The sequence below is a fragment of the Flavobacterium anhuiense genome (assembly GCF_900101855.1).
Taxonomy (GTDB): domain Bacteria; phylum Bacteroidota; class Bacteroidia; order Flavobacteriales; family Flavobacteriaceae; genus Flavobacterium; species Flavobacterium anhuiense.
The window spans coordinates 54358-72129 of record NZ_FMVC01000003.1; the positions used below are offsets into that span (position 1 = coordinate 54358).

The following is a 17772-nucleotide window of genomic DNA, read 5'->3' on the forward strand; positions in this document are numbered from 1 at the left end:
GCAAAATTAGTATTATTTTATTTTAAAGAAAACTATTATTTTCTTCTACATAAGTATGGCGCTTAAAACAGTTTCTTCTAGGCTTAACTACAGATTTTTTTGTAAATAAATTGCTATTAATATATACTTTTTAAATTTACATTTGTTCAGAATAATTTAAAATTTTACTTCAATGAAAAAAAAGATAATAACGTTTATTTCTATGCTTATTATGTCAACGGGATTTTCTCAAATAATAGGGGATGGATATGCTCCAGTGGTAAATGATCTTTCTACACCATTAAAATCTGGTGTGTATAGTGCTCTGCTTGCTGGTGCAACTCCTGACTTAAGTAGAGACTGGAATCACTTATTTGTGATCAGGCACAGTAATTCGTTATATAATTATCAATTACAGTTAGCTTCTTCATATACTGAGAATGATAGATTATTCTTTAGAAAAATGGCTTATGAGGATCTGTCACCAAGAAATACGCAATGGTTTGAAGTTGCAACGAGGGGAAGCAATACCTTTACGGGAAATCAAATTGTAAATGGAAATATTGGGATTGGCACTACAACACCGTCCGCATTTTTGGAAATTTATTCTCCTAACATAGAAATTGGAAAAAATGATACTCAAAAATGGTCCTCTAGAAATGCCGAATATAATTTGAAGTTACAAACGATCTGGAATGAGAATGGTATAAATCAAGAACTGATACAACGTTATAACGGGGTAGATTATACATCTTTAGCTTTTTTTGCTGGAAATGTTGGGATTGGTATTTCAACACCAGATTCAAAATTAGCAGTAAACGGAACAATTCATGCTAAAGAAGTAAAAGTTGATATGAGTGGCTGGCCTGATTATGTATTTAAAAAAGAATACAATCTTCCAACATTAAAAGAAGTAGAAGATCACATTAAAGAAAAAGGACATTTAGAGAATATTCCAAGCCAAGAAGAAGTTTTAAAAAATGGTATCAATTTAGGAGAAATGAACGCTAAGCTTTTACAGAAAATTGAAGAGTTGACCTTGTATATGATTGAAATAAAAAAAGAGAATGCAACCATGAAAAAAGAAAACGTTGAAATGAAAAACAGATTAACAAAACTTGAAAAAAAATAAAATTATGAAAAAAATAACTACACTATCTGCTATCTTATTTATTAATTCACTTGTTTTTTCGCAACAAGTTGGTGATGGATATGCGCTAGGAATTATACCAGACTTTTCAGTAGCTCTTAAAACCGGTATTTATAATGGACATAGTGGTAGTACTGTTGGCATAACTCCGGATGTGAGTAATCCTTGGCAGCATTTATTTGTAATGAGACATATTGACCCTAATAATAATTATCAATTACAAATGGCTTCATCTTTTAATTCAAATGATAGATTATTCTTTAGAAAAATAGCGGATAATAATAATACAGCTTGGATTGAATTAGCAACTAGAGGAACAAATACTTTTACAGGAGACCAAATTATAAATGGTAAAGTTGGAATTGGTACAGCAGTACCATCTGCTTTTTTGGAAGTCTATTCTCCTAATATCGAAGTAGGAAAAAATGATACTCAAAAATGGTCCTCTAGAAATACCGAGTATAATCTAAAATTGCAAACTATTTGGAATGAACATGGAATAAATCAGGAATTTGTACAGCGATATGACGGTGTTGATTATGCATCGTTATCTTTTTTTGCTGGAAAAGTAGGTATTGGTACCTCTACACCTGACTCAAAACTTGCTGTAAACGGAACAATTCATTCCAAAGAAGTTAAAGTTGATATGAATGGCTGGCCTGATTATGTTTTTAAAAAAGAATACAATATTCCGACATTAACAGAAGTAGAAGATCACATTGTAAAAAAAGGTCATTTAGAAAATATTCCAAGTGAAGAAGAAGTGCTTAAAAACGGTATTAATTTAGGAGAAATGAATGCTAAACTTTTACAGAAAATTGAAGAGTTGACATTGTATTTAATTGAACAAAATAAAAGTATTGAGAATTTAGTAAAAGAAAATAAATTTCAAAATAACGAAATCTTGAATCTAAAAAGAAAACTTTTGTCAAATTAAGGGGAAAACTTTTTTGTAAGTTTAAACTTCTTCTATTGTCAATTCGTTTAAAAAATAGCTTTTATTTTTGGTTTTTATTAACAAAAGGCAAAGCCTGCTAATCAACATTTTTAAGTACTTTTGTCGCACTTTTATACAATGTAATCCCTAAAAAATGGATAAAAAAATATTCTCTTTTTTGTTTTCTACACGATTAATGGCCGTTCTTTTTTTAACATTTGCAATTGCAATGGGTGTTGGAACTTTTATCGAAAGTAAATACAATACCGATACGGCTAGAATACTAATTTACAATACTTGGTGGTTTGAAGCGATTATGGCCATCTTTATGATCAATTTCTTCGGAAACATCAAAAAATACCAACTGCATAAAAAAGAAAAATGGGCAACGCTATTATTGCACCTTGCTTTTGTTTTTATCATTTTAGGGGCTTTTATTACTCGTTATATAAGTTATGAAGGAATGATGCCAATTCGCGAAGGCGCGGCAGAAAACCAAGTTTATTCAGACAAGACCTTTTTAACCATTTTTGCAGATGGTGAATATAAAGGCGAAATGAAAAGAAGAGTTTTTGAAAAAAGCCTTTTATTATCTCCTGCGACCAATAACGATTTTAGCATTTCAGGTAAATTCGATGAAACTCCTTTTGAAGTTACCTATTCTAACTATATTATGGGAGCCAAAGAAGTGGTAAAGCCAGACGCCAACGGAACTTTATACCTTAAATTGGTTGAAGCTGGAGCGGGCGGGAGAGAAGAACATTACCTTAAAGAAGGAGAAGTTCAGAATATCCACAATGTTCTATTTGCTTTAAATAAGCAGACAGACGGTGCAATTAATATTAATACCACTGGAAAAGAATATACTATTCAAACTCCTTTTGAGGGTGAATTTATGCGAATGGCAGATCAGTTTAAAGGAAAGGTTACGAAAGATAATATACAGCCTTTAATGATGCGTTCATTATATAGCATTGGAGACATTAGAATTGTATTTCCAGAGCCTCCATTGAAAGGAAAAGTAGATTACGAATCTAATAATGACTTTAAAGCCAAATCTCATAGAGATGCTTTGGTTGTTAAAGTAAAAGCAGAAGGACAAGAAAAAGAAGTAATGCTTTTTGGTTCTAAAGGTCAGATTGGTGAAGCTAAGACGGTAAAAATTGGCAATATTGAATATTCTTTATTTTATGGAAGTAAAGCTTATATTTTACCTTTTAAAGTAAGATTAAACGATTTTATTGCGGACAAATATCCAGGAACAGAGAAAAGTTATTCTGCTTTTAAAAGTAAAGTAACTGTTTTGGATTCTACAGAAACTTTTGATGCTGATATTTTTATGAACCACGTTTTAGATCATAAAGGATATCGTTTCTTTCAGTCTTCATTTGATCCAGACGAAAAAGGAACTGTATTATCGGTAAATCATGATTTCTGGGGAACTAACATTACTTATTTAGGTTATTTTCTATTATACATTGGTTTAATGGCTATTATGTTTACTAAACATTCTCGTTTTGGCGATTTGAAACGCAAACTTGATGCTATTCAGAAGAAAAAAGAAAAACTAATTACCATTTTGATTTTATTGATTGGTTTGAATGGTTTTGCACAGCAAACACCTCATGTTCATTCACACGATCACACCCATAACCACGCACATTCTGCAGATCCAAATGATCATGCCAATCACGTTACGGCTCCGCCAAGTCAAAAACAATTAGATTCGTTATTGACTATATATAAAGCGCCAGAAGCTCACGCGGCAAAATTCGGTCGTTTGATTATTCAGGATGCTGGAGGTAGAATGAAGCCAATTAATACGTTTTCATCTGAATTGCTTAGAAAGGTAAGTCATAAAGATACCTACAACGGAATGAATTCTGATCAAGTATTCTTGTCTATGACACAATATGCGCAGGTTTGGATCCAGATTCCATTAATTTATATCAAATCAGGAAACGATAGTATTCGTAAAATTATCGGAATTGATTCAAAAGACCAGTATGCACCATTTGTAAAATTCTTTGATGAGCAAGGAAATTATAAGTTATCTCCATATTTAGATGAAGCTTATAAAGCGGCAAATCCGAACAATTTTGAGAAAGATTTTGTTGAGACAGACAAAAAAGTCAACTTAATGGAGTCTGCTTTGAGTGGGCGTATTTTAAAAATATTTCCTGTCCCAAATGATCCAGGAAACAAATGGGTTTCTTATTTAGAACGTGACAATGCAGGTTTTAAAGGAATGGATTCAACTTATGTACAACAAATTTTGCCATTATATTTTAGTGCTTTAAATAATGGTTCTATTCAGAAAAACTTTGATACAGCCGATAATTTAGTAGAAAGTATTAATGGTTTCCAAAAGAAATTTGGTTCTAAAGTTAGGCCAAGCGAAGATAAAATCGATGCTGAAATCGCTTACAACAAGTATGATGTTTTCAAAGTATTGCCTTATTGGTACATTACAGCGTCTATTCTTATGCTAATGTTTACTATCCTTAGTATTTTCTTTGAGAAAAAATGGCTTAGAATTACTGTAAATGGCTTCCATGTTATTGTCGGATTATTATTTGTAATTCATACCTTAGGATTAATTGCACGCTGGTATATTTCAGGCCATGCACCGTGGAGTAATGCTTACGAATCGATTGTTTATGTGGCTTGGTCAACAATGTTCTTCGGATTGGCTTTTGACAGAAAATCAAAACTTACTGTGGCTTCATCTGCGTTTGTTACAGCAATGATTTTGATGGCCGCATACATGAACTGGATTGATCCAGAAATTGCAAACCTGCAGCCAGTTCTTAACTCATATTGGTTAATGATTCACGTTGCAGTAATCGTTGCAAGTTACGGTCCGACTGCTTTAGGAATGATCCTAGGTTTTGTAGCTCTTTTATTAATTTTCTTTACGAATGATAAAAATAAAGCCAAAATGGATTTACACATTAAGGAAGTAAGTTACATTAACGAAATGGCTTTGACAATTGGTCTTATCATGCTGACTATTGGAAACTTCTTAGGCGGACAATGGGCCAATGAAAGCTGGGGACGCTACTGGGGATGGGATCCAAAAGAAACTTGGGCTTTAATCTCGATTATGGTTTATGCGTTTGTAATTCACGCTCGTTTTGTTCCAGCTTTAAGAGGAAAATGGTTCTTTAATTTAATGAGTATGTATGCTTTTGTTTCTATCTTGTTTACGTATTATGGAGTAAACTTCCACTTAGTTGGTTTACACTCTTACGCAAGCGGTGAAGCACATTCGTTAAACTGGATTTATTACTGCTTAATTACGATTTCTATAATTGGTGCTGTTACTTATCCAAAGTATAGAAAATACTATAAAACCAAAAAAGTAAAAAAATAATAATTTGTAATAATTATTAATTCAGACAAAAAAGGTTCAACGCGATGTTGAACCTTTTTTTATTACTTATTTATACAGGCAATTTTCCTAAAACAGCCATCACGATTGCTGCAATGATGAAGAAACAGATTAAAAACACAATGTGGCTTAAAATGCTTAAAAAGAAAGCCTTTATTCTTGATATTTTATTAAAAAACTGAATGTTTGTCCAGAAAATCAATATAAGACCAATGATATAAACCGCCGATGAAAATTTTTGAATATGAGGTGTGCCATTAAAATAAAATAGTACTGGGAAAGTTAGAATCTGAACAAAAAGGCGTTGAGAAGCCTTAAATGTATTTAATACAAAAAACTCAAAATAATTGTAGCCTTGTTTTCTAAAGACAACATAAGTTCCGATTGTGTAAATCGGAATTGTCGCGATGGTAATCCAAGAATAGTGGGTTGCGACCCATTCGTTAAACTTATTGAAATTTACAGATCCCTCATCTGTATTAGGAAACATATTAATATGGAAAAAATGATATAAAACGCCATACAGCGCAGCTAAAACTACAACCAAAGATAACGGTTTGAAATGCCGAACTCTTTTGCCTTCAATAAACTCACGGATAGAATGTCCAGGTCTTGTAAATAATTGTTTTAAAGAATATAAAATTCCTTTATCAAAATGCAATAAACCATGCTGAATATCGTGCCACAAAAAATGAGCATTTATTTTATGCGTTTCTGCAGGTTGCCCGCAATTGTTGCAATAATGACCTTTGAAAATCTGATGACAATTTTTACACATTATCTCCATATAATTCTCTAATTAATTGTTTTTGAATTTGTTAAATTAAAAATAACAAAAAACGCATATTAAATCTAATATGCGTTTTAGCTTTTTATGAAAGATTAAATTTTAAACTTTCCCTAAAGTATAAAGCTGTTCCATTGTTGGAGTCAAACTTCCACCGGCTGGTTCCAAAGTAATTCCGAAAGCTTCTGCTGAGTCGGTTTGGCTGACAGCAAAGATTTTCTGAGAATTTCCTTCAAAATTATCCAGCAAACCAATACTTGTTGGTGTAAGAACAGGACTTAATTTTAAAGACCAAACCTGATAAACCATTCCCTTTGGCGGAGTAGGTAATCCAGCCGCATCGATATACGTAGTTTTGGTTTCCTTATTCCAATATACTTTTGCATAAGATTTTGGCGATACTGCCTGACCGCCGAGTGTTACTCCAGTGTTTTTAATATCTCTTACAATGCTTAAGTTTTTCTCGGTCTGTTTATTCTGCTGATTTAAAAAAGCATATTCACGCTCAATTTTATTCTTTTCATTTCCAACAGTAGAGATAGCTTCTTTTGTTTTAGTCAATTCTAAAGTCTGATATCCTAAACCTAGCAATAATAATACTGCTGCAGCCCAGCCCACATATTGAGACCAGTTTGAAGCAGGTTTCATTTCGACTACTTTTCCGTGTTTAAGTTCAAGACGAGCTTTAATTTTTTCGAAATTTTCCACAGAATGAAATGGAGAAAAACTCGAAGAAAGCGCTATTACAGCTTTTTCTATAGAAATAATTTCCTGATCTACTTCAGGATTCTTTTTAGCCAGTTCAGCAATTTCAAGATTCTCTTTTTCACTTAATAAGCCATAAACATACAGCTCTAAAATTCCTGATTCTATATATTCTTGTGCTTCCATTATATCTTCAAATAATTACGTAAATCGTTAATACAGTTTCTGTTTTGCGTTTTTATAGTTCCCAGTGGCATTGCCAATTCTTCTGAAGCTTCTTGCTGGGTATATCCTTTAAAAAACAATAAATTGATTATTTCAATACATTTTGGTTTTAGTTTTTTTACAAATTCTTGAATTCCAATTGCATCTAGTTTATGACTCAATTTATTGCTCTCATCTAAAAGATTTACGAAATTATCTGATGAAAGGTTTTTTTGGCTGTTATTAAAATCTTTAGAACGAAGTTTATCGATCGAGGTATTTCGAGCGATATTAAGAATCCAGGTATAAAATCGTCCTTTACTTTCATTATAAGAATCTATGTTTTTCCAAATTTTGACAAAAACATCCTGAAGTACATCTTCTGCCTCTTCGCGATTCTTGATTAGCACATGAATGACTGAAAACAAGCTTTTTGAATACATATCATACAAATGTGTAAAAGCTTTTTCGTCTTTTTGGTAAATTAAAACTAACAGTTCTTCTTGACTCATAGATTTGGAATTTAAAGTTTAAACATTAAAAGTTAAAGTTTATTCGCTAACTGTTATAAAGGTAAATTATTTTTTTTTGATTTTTTTGATTTTTTTTTGTAGTCCAAAACCTAGGAAAATAAAGGGTTTAGAAAAAAAATGAATTTTTTCTCACTTTTTTTAAAACCAAAATAAATCCAATTACGTAAATGATTTTAATAATATGAGAAAGACCTTATTACAGTCATAAAATTTGAAATAAACTGTTGTTAGAACATTACTAAGGACTTATGGATAGCAAAATAATAGTTAAAATATTAATAGTGGGCTTAACAACAGTTTTATCACTGACCATATTTACTGAAAAAGACTTTGTAAAAGATGCCTTGTGCATTCGCGTAAATGTATGTGATTCCAAAATTTATGGCTGAGCCAAATTTGAGTATGAAAAATAACAAAACATAAATACTGTATAGTTGATGTGCTCGGACTTCCAACCGAAGATTTTTTAATATGTCTCGGCTATTTAGGATTTAATTTTACATCGATACAAGCCATTTTAAGATTTTTAAGAGACGTTTGACATATGGGGGATAAACGATTTTCGACATAACCGAGTCATCAACTATAATTTATAAAAGATTGCATAATAATTAATTCATGGTTTGATTTGTTTGTATGGGGGGAAGCCTAACGTCTGATTAACGTTAGGCTTCATTTTATTATTTAACTTTTGATTAGCAAAAATTAAAGGCCTAAAATAGTTTTTGTGAAATGGATTTTAGCTAATTTTATAAAAAATTAAAAGATGAAAAAAATACTTTTTATGCTATTTGGAGCAGCAGTTTTATCTGCAACAGGATTAAATGCTCAAACCAGTAATAACAAATTATCTAAAAAGGATAAAACCATGGCAAAAGAAACAATCTACCAATTTAAAGTAGAAGATTTATCAGGAGACACTTTTGACTTTGCGTCTTTAAAAGGCAAAAAAATCATGATTGTCAACACTGCTTCAAAATGCGGTTTAACGCCTCAGTATAAAGATTTAGAAGCAGTTTATAAACAATATAAAGATAAAGGATTTGTGATTGTTGGTTTCCCTGCAAATAACTTCGCATCTCAGGAGCCAGGAACAAATAAAGAAATCGAAACATTCTGCCAGCAAAATTATGGAGTTTCTTTCCCAATGATGAGCAAAGTTTCAGTAAAAGGAAGCGATATGTGTGATGTCTATAAATTCTTAACTGAAAAATCAAGAAACGGTCTGCAAGATTCTGAAGTAGAATGGAATTTTCAGAAATACTTAATCAACGAGAAAGGAGAATTGGTAAAAGTAATTAAACCAAAAACTCTAGTAACAGAACCAGAAGTTATCAATTGGATTAAAAGCTAAATTAAAAAAAAAACACAAATTTGAATTTTCAAATTTGTGTTTTTTTTTGAGCTTCAAAGTTGCAAAGATACAAAGAGACAGAGTTCTTAAAATAATCATTGCGAACTTTGCGCAATTCTTTGTGCCCTTTACGGTTAAGTGTTAAGGTTAAACCAAAATAAGCTGCATAAAAACCAAATCCAGCCAATGGTCAAATTTATAGCCAACTTCGCGAATTGTTCCTGTAGCAACAAATCCGAATTTTTCATGAAAAGCAATACTTCCTCCATTATCGGCATCAATAGCGCCAATCATAACATGATAACCTTGCTCCTTAGCCAAACGGATTAGTTCTGTCAAAAGTTTAGAGCCAATTCCTTTTCCTATTATATTATCGACCACATAAACAGAATGTTCAACAGTATATTGATAGCCAATCTTTTCTCTAAACTGTCCATAACTTCCAAAACCAACCACTTCACCATCTAAATCGGCTACAATTACAGGAAGATTTTTGGCCATTTTATCTTCAAACCATTTTGTTTGAATTTCCAAAGTCTGGATTTCATAACTATAATTGGCAGTAGTGTGTAAAATGGAATGATTTACAATTTCTAGAATTTTTTGCAAATCGTTTGTCGTTGCAGGTCTTAATATAATGCTCATTGGTATTATTACAGTTATTTGGTATTCAATTCAGCTAATAAAGTGTCTACTTCTTTAGAATTCCAGTCCATTTCTTTGGCTATGGCTTTGGCATTTTTGGCGTATTCTAAAGCTTTCTTTTTGTCTTTTATTTTATTGTAAAGTTTTGCTTCAAGCAAATTACCGTCATACGAATTATTTAATTCTAAAGAGCGATCTACCCAGAAAATGGCTTTTTTCAAACTTTCTTTATCATTAATATGTTTAAAATAAGTGTTTCCGATATCTTTTAAAAAGCTTGCATCATTCCAAACCAATTTTTGGGTATCTTCGAGCGTAACTTTTTTGTAAAAGTCCCATTTTTCAGTTCTTTCTGCCAACGTCAAATCATATTTAAAAACTAGAGAATCTGTTTTTTGCAATCGAATTGATTTGGCAACTTCTCTTTGTTTGTAATAGTTTACAGTATCTAAATTGTCAACTAAAGGACGAAGCAACTCATTTACAATACTTTCAATTTTACGGTCAACTCGATTTTGAGATGCAACAGCTGCAAACTCTTTCTGATGATTTAAAACATACTGAAATTCTCTAGATTTAATATCGGTTACACCATTTGCAATGACACGCCAGTTTACTTCGCTAACCAATTGCTTGTCTGTTTGAGTATTCAGATAAATATAAGTTGGTTTTGACAATTCCGTTCTGTCTTTTCCTTTTCTTAAAGTATTTAAATAATAAAAGAACTTATCTGAATTGCTTGGATCTGTAAGAAATTGTTTTTCTAAATATGGCAACTGCATTTTCGGATTCAAAGCATTGTTGAGTTCATTTAAGAATTCAGGTTTTTTCATTTCGCCTTTCAATGCATAAATTAAAGTTTCATTACTATCAAGAAATAAGAAAGTTGGAAGCGATTTGGTATTGAATTTATTTTTTAATGCAGTTCCTTCTTCTTTTTCAATGTTTTTATAAGTGCAAACAAAATTTTTGTTCAAAAAATCCATTACAGCAGGATCGCTCAAAACTTCCGCTTTCATTAAATTACAATGCGGACACCAATTTGCATAAAGCATAACAAAAAGTGGCTTTCCTTCTTTTTTTGCATTTTCTAAAGCCGTTTTATACGGAACATCAACAGGAACAAATTGATTCTGAGAAGTTATGGTTTGAAAAGTAACAGATAAAAAAAGTATAAATAAGAAACGCATATTAGGTCAGGCTTTTATTAATTATTCGATTTTACAAATATATTCCCTTTTTCGGGAAAGAGCCTTAATATATTCCTAATTATAATACAAATCAAGTGCGAAGTTTGTAACTTTGTAAGCAAGATGAAGAAAAATCAAATGAAAGATTTTCTTTAAAAAAAGTAATACACGACCGGAATGATTTACCCCAAAATAGCGCTTGCACAAAGCATTATCGAAATTTTATCTGCCAAAGGCATTGTCAATATTATAATTTCTCCTGGATCTAGAAATGCACCGTTAACTATCGGATTTGCTCAAAATCCAAACTTCAACTGTTACAGTATTGCAGACGAGCGTTGTGCTGCTTTTTTTGCTTTAGGAATTGCACAGCAAACCAAACAGCCAACTGCTATAGTTTGCACTTCAGGATCAGCTTTATTAAATTATTATCCTGCTTTGGCAGAAGCGTTTTACAGTCAGATTCCATTGATTGTAATTTCTGCTGACCGTCCACAGAGCAAAATTGATATTGGCGACGGACAAACCATTCGTCAGGAAAATGTTTTTGCTAATCATTCTGTTTTTAATGCTAATTTAACTGAAGAAGCATCAGAAGAGAACGATTTAAAAATCAATCTGGCAATTGAAACGGCAATTCTTAAAAAAGGTCCAGTTCATATTAATGCGCCTTTTGAAGAACCGCTTTACGAAACAACAGAAGAGCTTTCTGTACAGCCAAAAATTACAAATCCAAAGCCAGAAGCTTTTCCATTAATGATAGAAAATAATGAAGAAGTAATTTCTGTTTGGAATACTGCAAAACGAAAATTAATCTTAGTTGGAGTTAACGAAGCGAATACAATTGATAAAGAAATTATTGAAAATTTAGCTTCAGATCCATCTGTTGTCGTGCTTACAGAAACGACTTCAAATCTTCATCACGAAAGTTTTATCAATTCAATAGATACTTTAATTACGCCTTTTGATGATTTTGATTTTAAGAAATTTAACCCTGAAGTATTGGTTACTTTTGGTGGAATGGTGGTTTCAAAAAGAATAAAAGGATTTCTGCGAAAATACAAACCAAAACATCATTGGCACATAGATACTTTGCGGGCTTATGATACATTTGGTGCATTGACCAAGCATTTTGAGATGCAGCCAAATGATTTCTTTAAAGACTTGCTTTCAAAAACATCTTTTGTAAAAAGTAATTATTTTAATAATGTAAATACGGTTTACCAGACAAGATTAGAGAGAAGAAAAGACTATTTAAATAAAATCGAATTTTCAGATTTTAAAGTTTTTGAAAAAGTAATTGAATCATTGCCTAAAAACAGCATGCTACAGATTAGCAACAGTTCTGCTATTCGTTATGCACAGCTTATTGATATTGATAATTCTATAGAAGTTTTTTGCAATCGAGGAACAAGCGGAATTGATGGAAGTACTTCTACAGCAATCGGTGCAGCGGTTGGAAGCGAAAAACAAACCATTTTTGTTACTGGAGATATAAGTTTCTTATACGATAGCAATGCTCTCTGGAACTCTTATATTCCTAAAAACTTCAAAATTATTTTAGTTAATAATGGAGGAGGAGGAATCTTTAGAATTCTACCTGGTCATCAAGAAAAACCAGTTTTCAATACCTATTTTGAAACTTCACATAAATTGACTGCTGAGCATTTGGCAAAAATGTATGGTTTGAATTATTTTACATCTCATGATGTTCCATCATTAGAAAACGGAATCAATTCTCTATATGATTCTAACGAAACTCCGTGTATTCTAGAAATTTTTACGCCAACAACTGAAAATGACCTTATTTTAAAACAGTATTTTAAATACTTAATTTAAAATTGAAAGAAAATATTTGTTAAAATTATTGTTTTAAATCTTCCTTAATTATACATTTGGTCTATTATTCACCAATTATATAATTATGAGCAAGAGAGAAGAATTAATTAAAAAGTATGCTTCAGATTTGAAGGATAAATGTGGAGTAACTCCAAATATGGATTTATTGACTAAAGTTACCATTGGCTGTGGTCCTTCTATATATAATGATGATGCATCAGTTGTAGCAGGATCTCAAGAATCTGAATTAGAGACGGTAAAAAATAATTTTTTAGTTAAAAAGCTAGGTTTAAAAGATAGTCCAGAATTATTCGGGGCAATTCACGCTGTATTAGAAAAATACGGAAAATCTAACAAACACAAATACAGAGCTGTTGTGTATTATTTATTAACAGTTCACTTTAAAAAAGAAAGTGTATACAAATAATATGCAATTGGCATAATTTAAAATCCCTTTATAACAACTGTTGTAAAGGGATTTTCTATTTTTTTCCTGCAAATCAAGTTTTGTTAAAATTAATTTCTTTGTACCGCGCCAAACTTCGTACCTTTGCGTCTCAGAACTTAGCAGTTTAACTGCTTAGAAACTTATAAAAATGCTAGAAATAGGAAAATACAATACGCTAACTATATTACGTGATACCAAAGTTGGTTTATTTTTAGGAGATCCGGAAAATGATCCAGATGGAGTTCACGACGTTTTGCTTCCAAATAAATATGTGCCAAAAGTATTTGAAATTGGTGAAGAATTAATCGTTTTTGTTTACTTAGATCACGAACAGCGACCAGTCGCGACAACTTTGGTTCCGTACATTTTATTGAATGAATTTGCTCTTTTACGTGTAAACTACATCAATAATGTCGGCGCATTTATGGACTGGGGAATGGAGAAAGATATTTTGGTCCCGTTTAAAGAACAGGCGCGTCCAATGGAAAAAGGGAAACGCTATTTGGTTTATTTATATATGGACAAACAGACGAATCGTTTGGTGGCTTCGAGTAAAACCAATCAATTTTTGAGTAACGATACGTTGACGGTTGAAAAAGGGGAAGAAGTCGATTTGATAGTTTCTCATATTACCGATATGGGAATCAATGTTATTATAAATGAACGTCATAAAGGTCTTTTATACAAAGATGAAGTGTATGATGATTCGATAAGAACTGGAGACAGAATGCGTGGGTATATCAAAAATATTCGTCCTGACAATAAAATTGATGTAGCACTTCAGGCTCAAGGTTTTGAAAGCATAGAACCTAATGCCGAAAAAATATTAAGCGAACTGAGAGCTAGCAGAGGGTTTCTTAGATTGAATGACAATTCTCATCCTGAAGATATTAAAACCGTTTTGAAAATGAGTAAGAAATCATTTAAGAAAGCAATCGGAGCTTTGTATAAAGAAAAACTTATTGAAATTAAAGAAGACGGGATTTATCTTGTGAAAGAATAAAAATCTAGAAATTCCAATATTTAAAATTCCAAATTTCAAGACTGATTCAACACAATCCATCGGAATTTGGAGTTTAAAATTTGGAATTTATTTTGCGCTAGCAAAATTATTATAACACAAAAGGCTGCTCATTACAAGCAGCCTTTCGCTTTTTATTCAGTTTTAAAAAAAATTGTAATTAAAAAAAAACAGAAATAAAATAATTCGAGTCCATCTCAGAACAATAGCTTTACGAATTTTAGAAATTATTCCATTGATGGGTATGTCTTTTAAATAATAAATGTACCTATCTCAAAAGCAAAAAAATAAATTTCACGGCTCATCCATTGGTTTATAAAATAACTTTTAGAAAGTGCGAATTAGTACTTTTTTCCTCTTTTCGTTATCATTTCTATACTAATTATAGATACAATTCTAACATTTAACCTTAGGTGTTACTTTTTTCTTTTTGAAGTTTCGACAAACACATAAATCATTTGCTCTTTTAATTGAGGTTTGTTTGTGAAAACCCTAAAAAAATGAGCGACAAATTTTTTAAATTTTCTCAAAAAAATCATTTTTTAGGTTAATAAATCAGTGAAAGAAAATCAATCTGGAATCATTGAAATATTTTGTATCTCATTGATTTCTAGGCTGTAAAATTAAATATTATTTTTCTAAACTAATGTTAAAAAATGTTATTTTTTGTAAGTAAATACTAATTGTTAACATTGCACATCAATTTAGCAAAGACTTAAGGCAGATTGAGTAGGTAAAGTAGTAAAAATGCTTTATTTTTACCGTATAATTATTAAAACAAAAAATCAAAATGGAATGGATTACAGCCAGAGAATTTGAAGATATAACTTATAAAAAATGCAACGGAGTAGCAAGAATTGCCTTTAACAGACCAAATGTTAGAAATGCATTCCGTCCTAAAACTACTTCAGAATTATACCAAGCTTTTTACGACGCGCAAGAAGATACTTCAATCGGAGTTGTTTTGCTTTCTGCTGAAGGACCTTCAACAAAAGACGGAGTTTATTCTTTCTGCAGCGGTGGAGATCAAAATGCACGTGGACATCAAGGATATGTTGGAGATGATGGACAGCACCGCTTGAATATTCTAGAAGTGCAGCGTTTAATTCGTTTTATGCCGAAAGTGGTTATTGCTGTTGTTCCAGGTTGGGCTGTAGGTGGCGGACATAGTTTGCATGTGGTTTGTGATATGACGCTTGCCAGTAAAGAACACGCCATTTTTAAACAAACTGACGCAGACGTAACTAGTTTTGATGGCGGTTACGGATCGGCATATTTGGCTAAAATGGTAGGACAGAAAAAAGCACGTGAAATCTTTTTCTTAGGAAGAAACTATTCTGCTCAAGAAGCTTTTGAAATGGGAATGGTAAATGCTGTAATTCCTCATGACGAATTGGAAGCTACTGCTTACGAATGGGCTCAGGAAATTCTTCAAAAATCACCAACCTCTATAAAAATGCTAAAATTTGCAATGAACTTAACAGATGACGGAATGGTCGGACAACAAGTTTTTGCAGGAGAAGCAACTCGTTTGGCTTACATGACCGAAGAAGCTAAAGAAGGAAGAAATGCTTTCTTAGAAAAAAGAAAACCAAACTTCGGTGAAAATAAATGGATACCTTAATAATTTTAGATTTCTGATTTTAAATTTTCAATCTATAATTTTAAATCAGAACATAATAATCTAAAATCTATATTCTAAAATCTAAAATTAAAACATGAAACATTGGATTGAAGCCGCTAGATTGCGCACATTACCTTTATCAGTTTCCGGAATTATAGTTGGGAGCATTTATGCTTTGTCAAATCCAACCGAAACTATCAATACACCAACTGAAGTTTTTAGCTGGAAAGTTTTTGGTTTCGCCTTATTGACAACACTAGGACTACAGGTTTTATCCAATTTTGCAAACGATTATGGCGATGGAGTAAAGGGTACTGACAACGCAGACCGTGTAGGGCCTCAGCGTGCTATACAGAGTGGTGTCATTACGCCGCAGGCAATGAAAAAAGCCATTATTATTACTTCTTTTTTGACTTTACTATCCGCAATCATATTGATATATTTTGCTTTTGGAAAAGACAATTTCGGATATTCTATCTTTTTTCTATTGTTAGGAATAGCAGCTATCGCGTCGGCAATTAAATATACCGTAGGTAATTCTGCTTATGGTTACAGAGGATTTGGAGATTTATTCGTTTTCATTTTCTTCGGATTAGTGAGTACTTTAGGCGTTAACTTTTTGTATGCAAAAGAAGTTGATCCGCTTTTAATCCTTCCTGCGGTAGCAATCGGATTGTTAAGCGTTGGAGTTTTGAACCTAAACAATATGCGCGATCAGGAATCTGATAAAAAATCTGGAAAAAACACAATCGTAGTACAGATTGGAGCTCAAAATGCCAAAAAATATCACTTTTTCTTGATTATTACGGCAATGGTTTTGGTGGTTGTATTTGCTATTTTAAGCGATTATAACTTTGACCAATATTTATTTGTATTGGCATATATTCCGTTGACAAAACATTTAATTACGGTTTACAAAAATCAAGATCCAAAACTATTAGATCCAGAATTGAAAAAACTGGCATTGAGCACATTTTTACTTTCTATATTACTTACAGTTTGTATGATTTCGCTGATTTCAGATATTATTGTAAACCTCTTTTTAGGAGGAAGATAAAAACATGTTTAATTTAAAAAGGTAACAGAATGAAAATTACATACTACGGACACGCTTCATTAGGAATTGAAGTAGGAGGAAAATACATTATTGTGGATCCATTTATTACCGGAAACCCGCAAGCAGCATCAATCAACCTTAGCACAATAAAAGCCGATTATATTTTGCTGACTCACGCACACCCTGATCACGTTTTAGATGTTGATGCTATTGCTAAAAACACGAATGCGGTAATTGTTTCTAACGCTGAAATTGCAAGCTACTATGCCAAAAAAGGATTCAATTCGCATCCAATGAATCATGGCGGAAGCTGGAAATTTGATTTCGGAAAAGTAAAATATGTAAACGCAATACACTCAAGCAGTTTTCCAGACGGTTCTTACGGAGGAAATCCTGGAGGTTTTGTTATTGAAGGCGAACATAAAAATATCTACATTGCTGGAGATACGGCATTGACGTATGATATGAAATTGATTCCGCTTCGCACAAAACTAGATTTAGCGATTCTTCCAATCGGAGACAATTTTACAATGGATATTGAAGATGCTATTATTGCATCAGATTTTGTAGAATGCGACAAAGTTTTAGGATATCATTATGATACTTTTGGCTATATCGAAATCAATCATGAAGAAGCAATTCGCAAATTTTTCGATAAGGGAAAAGATTTAATGCTTTTACCAATTGGAGATTCGATTGAATTATAATTGTCATCCTGAGCGGAGTCGAAAGAAGGAGCTAATCCCGCTTTCGGCTAAATTCCCGATTAACAAAAACTACGGCTAAAAAAGCCTTGTTTTTCTAAATCGGGAGATACCGCTAGTATCGGGGCTAGGGCACTCAATTCCATAAGAAAGTGATTTGGCATAATCTATGTTAATTGAATTAAAGTTTTTTAAAGTAAA

At 32.0% G+C, this 17772-nt stretch carries 15 protein-coding genes; 10 read left to right on the forward strand and 5 right to left on the reverse strand.

Going from position 1 to position 17772, the window contains the following annotated elements; all coding sequences use genetic code 11:
• The first annotated feature begins 172 nt into the window (after positions 1–172).
• The 3 genes from BLP44_RS08200 to ccsA all read left to right on the forward strand — a co-directional run bounded on the left by BLP44_RS08200 (position 173) and on the right by ccsA (position 5442).
• A complete protein-coding gene (locus BLP44_RS08200) occupies positions 173–1111 on the forward strand; it encodes a tail fiber protein (RefSeq protein WP_091131543.1) in 939 nt (312 codons plus the stop codon).
• A gap of 4 nt (positions 1112–1115) precedes the next feature.
• Positions 1116–2066 carry a tail fiber protein gene (locus BLP44_RS08205; protein WP_139159190.1) on the forward strand — a complete coding sequence of 317 codons (951 nt, stop codon included), beginning with the start codon at positions 1116–1118 and terminating at the stop codon, positions 2064–2066.
• Positions 2067–2220: 154 nt separating this feature from the next.
• On the forward strand, positions 2221–5442 hold the full coding sequence (gene ccsA, locus BLP44_RS08210) for a cytochrome c biogenesis protein CcsA (protein WP_091131551.1): 3222 nt from the start codon (positions 2221–2223) through the stop codon (positions 5440–5442).
• Positions 5443–5512: 70 nt separating this feature from the next.
• On the opposite strand, the gene BLP44_RS08215 is transcribed toward ccsA, so the two are convergent.
• From BLP44_RS08215 to BLP44_RS08225, 3 genes are all read right to left on the reverse strand, one after another.
• Positions 5513–6247, reverse strand: coding sequence for a DUF3667 domain-containing protein (locus tag BLP44_RS08215; RefSeq protein WP_091131554.1), 735 nt, complete (start codon positions 6245–6247; stop codon positions 5513–5515).
• A 102-nt stretch (positions 6248–6349) separates the two neighbouring features.
• Positions 6350–7138 (reverse strand): anti-sigma factor, encoded by a 789-nt coding sequence (locus BLP44_RS08220; protein WP_066034594.1) that lies wholly within the window; start codon positions 7136–7138, stop codon positions 6350–6352.
• The gene (locus tag BLP44_RS08225) at positions 7138–7668 is read right to left on the reverse strand and encodes an RNA polymerase sigma factor (protein ID WP_008468949.1); all 531 of its coding nucleotides are present in this window, start codon (positions 7666–7668) and stop codon (positions 7138–7140) included. Before BLP44_RS08225 ends, BLP44_RS08220 begins: the two co-directional genes overlap by 1 nt.
• A gap of 787 nt (positions 7669–8455) precedes the next feature.
• Here BLP44_RS08225 and BLP44_RS08230 point away from each other — a divergent pair.
• Complete coding sequence (locus BLP44_RS08230; protein WP_066034595.1) at positions 8456–9043, forward strand: glutathione peroxidase; 588 nt, start codon at positions 8456–8458, stop codon at positions 9041–9043.
• A gap of 147 nt (positions 9044–9190) precedes the next feature.
• On the opposite strand, the gene BLP44_RS08235 is transcribed toward BLP44_RS08230, so the two are convergent.
• Both BLP44_RS08235 and BLP44_RS08240 read right to left on the reverse strand, forming a co-directional pair.
• Positions 9191–9688 (reverse strand): GNAT family N-acetyltransferase, encoded by a 498-nt coding sequence (locus BLP44_RS08235; protein ID WP_091131558.1) that lies wholly within the window; start codon positions 9686–9688, stop codon positions 9191–9193.
• A 14-nt stretch (positions 9689–9702) separates the two neighbouring features.
• Entirely contained in the window at positions 9703–10878 is a 1176-nt protein-coding gene (locus tag BLP44_RS08240; protein ID WP_091131562.1) for a thioredoxin family protein, read from the reverse strand.
• A gap of 177 nt (positions 10879–11055) precedes the next feature.
• Between BLP44_RS08240 and menD the strand changes: the two genes are divergently transcribed.
• From menD to BLP44_RS08270, 6 genes are all read left to right on the forward strand, one after another.
• Entirely contained in the window at positions 11056–12717 is a 1662-nt protein-coding gene (gene menD, locus BLP44_RS08245) for a 2-succinyl-5-enolpyruvyl-6-hydroxy-3-cyclohexene-1-carboxylic-acid synthase (RefSeq protein WP_091131567.1), read from the forward strand.
• Between the two features lie 85 nt (positions 12718–12802).
• A complete protein-coding gene (locus BLP44_RS08250; RefSeq protein ID WP_091131571.1) occupies positions 12803–13144 on the forward strand; it encodes a DUF2853 family protein in 342 nt (113 codons plus the stop codon).
• A gap of 169 nt (positions 13145–13313) precedes the next feature.
• Positions 13314–14168, forward strand: a complete 855-nt coding sequence (locus BLP44_RS08255) for a CvfB family protein (protein ID WP_008468957.1) — start codon at positions 13314–13316, stop codon at positions 14166–14168.
• Positions 14169–14976: 808 nt separating this feature from the next.
• Positions 14977–15810 (forward strand): 1,4-dihydroxy-2-naphthoyl-CoA synthase, encoded by an 834-nt coding sequence (locus tag BLP44_RS08260; RefSeq protein ID WP_008468959.1) that lies wholly within the window; start codon positions 14977–14979, stop codon positions 15808–15810.
• Positions 15811–15904: 94 nt separating this feature from the next.
• Entirely contained in the window at positions 15905–16867 is a 963-nt protein-coding gene (menA, locus tag BLP44_RS08265; RefSeq protein WP_091131575.1) for a 1,4-dihydroxy-2-naphthoate octaprenyltransferase, read from the forward strand.
• A 29-nt stretch (positions 16868–16896) separates the two neighbouring features.
• The gene (locus BLP44_RS08270; RefSeq protein WP_091131578.1) at positions 16897–17574 is read left to right on the forward strand and encodes a metal-dependent hydrolase; all 678 of its coding nucleotides are present in this window, start codon (positions 16897–16899) and stop codon (positions 17572–17574) included.
• Positions 17575–17772: the final 198 nt, after the last annotated feature.

What these genes read in the sequence shown, in the direction of transcription:
- BLP44_RS08200 (WP_091131543.1), top strand. Translation starts at nt 173, where the DNA reads ATGAAAAAAAAGATAATAACGTTTATTTCTATGCTTATTATGTCAACG.
- BLP44_RS08205 (WP_139159190.1), top strand. Translation starts at nt 1,116, where the DNA reads ATGAAAAAAATAACTACACTATCTGCTATCTTATTTATTAATTCACTT.
- ccsA (WP_091131551.1), top strand. Translation starts at nt 2,221, where the DNA reads ATGGATAAAAAAATATTCTCTTTTTTGTTTTCTACACGATTAATGGCC.
- BLP44_RS08215 (WP_091131554.1), bottom strand. Translation starts at nt 6,247, where the DNA reads ATGGAGATAATGTGTAAAAATTGTCATCAGATTTTCAAAGGTCATTAT.
- BLP44_RS08220 (WP_066034594.1), bottom strand. Translation starts at nt 7,138, where the DNA reads ATGGAAGCACAAGAATATATAGAATCAGGAATTTTAGAGCTGTATGTT.
- BLP44_RS08225 (WP_008468949.1), bottom strand. Translation starts at nt 7,668, where the DNA reads ATGAGTCAAGAAGAACTGTTAGTTTTAATTTACCAAAAAGACGAAAAA.
- BLP44_RS08230 (WP_066034595.1), top strand. Translation starts at nt 8,456, where the DNA reads ATGAAAAAAATACTTTTTATGCTATTTGGAGCAGCAGTTTTATCTGCA.
- BLP44_RS08235 (WP_091131558.1), bottom strand. Translation starts at nt 9,688, where the DNA reads ATGAGCATTATATTAAGACCTGCAACGACAAACGATTTGCAAAAAATT.
- BLP44_RS08240 (WP_091131562.1), bottom strand. Translation starts at nt 10,878, where the DNA reads ATGCGTTTCTTATTTATACTTTTTTTATCTGTTACTTTTCAAACCATA.
- menD (WP_091131567.1), top strand. Translation starts at nt 11,056, where the DNA reads ATGATTTACCCCAAAATAGCGCTTGCACAAAGCATTATCGAAATTTTA.
- BLP44_RS08250 (WP_091131571.1), top strand. Translation starts at nt 12,803, where the DNA reads ATGAGCAAGAGAGAAGAATTAATTAAAAAGTATGCTTCAGATTTGAAG.
- BLP44_RS08255 (WP_008468957.1), top strand. Translation starts at nt 13,314, where the DNA reads ATGCTAGAAATAGGAAAATACAATACGCTAACTATATTACGTGATACC.
- BLP44_RS08260 (WP_008468959.1), top strand. Translation starts at nt 14,977, where the DNA reads ATGGAATGGATTACAGCCAGAGAATTTGAAGATATAACTTATAAAAAA.
- menA (WP_091131575.1), top strand. Translation starts at nt 15,905, where the DNA reads ATGAAACATTGGATTGAAGCCGCTAGATTGCGCACATTACCTTTATCA.
- BLP44_RS08270 (WP_091131578.1), top strand. Translation starts at nt 16,897, where the DNA reads ATGAAAATTACATACTACGGACACGCTTCATTAGGAATTGAAGTAGGA.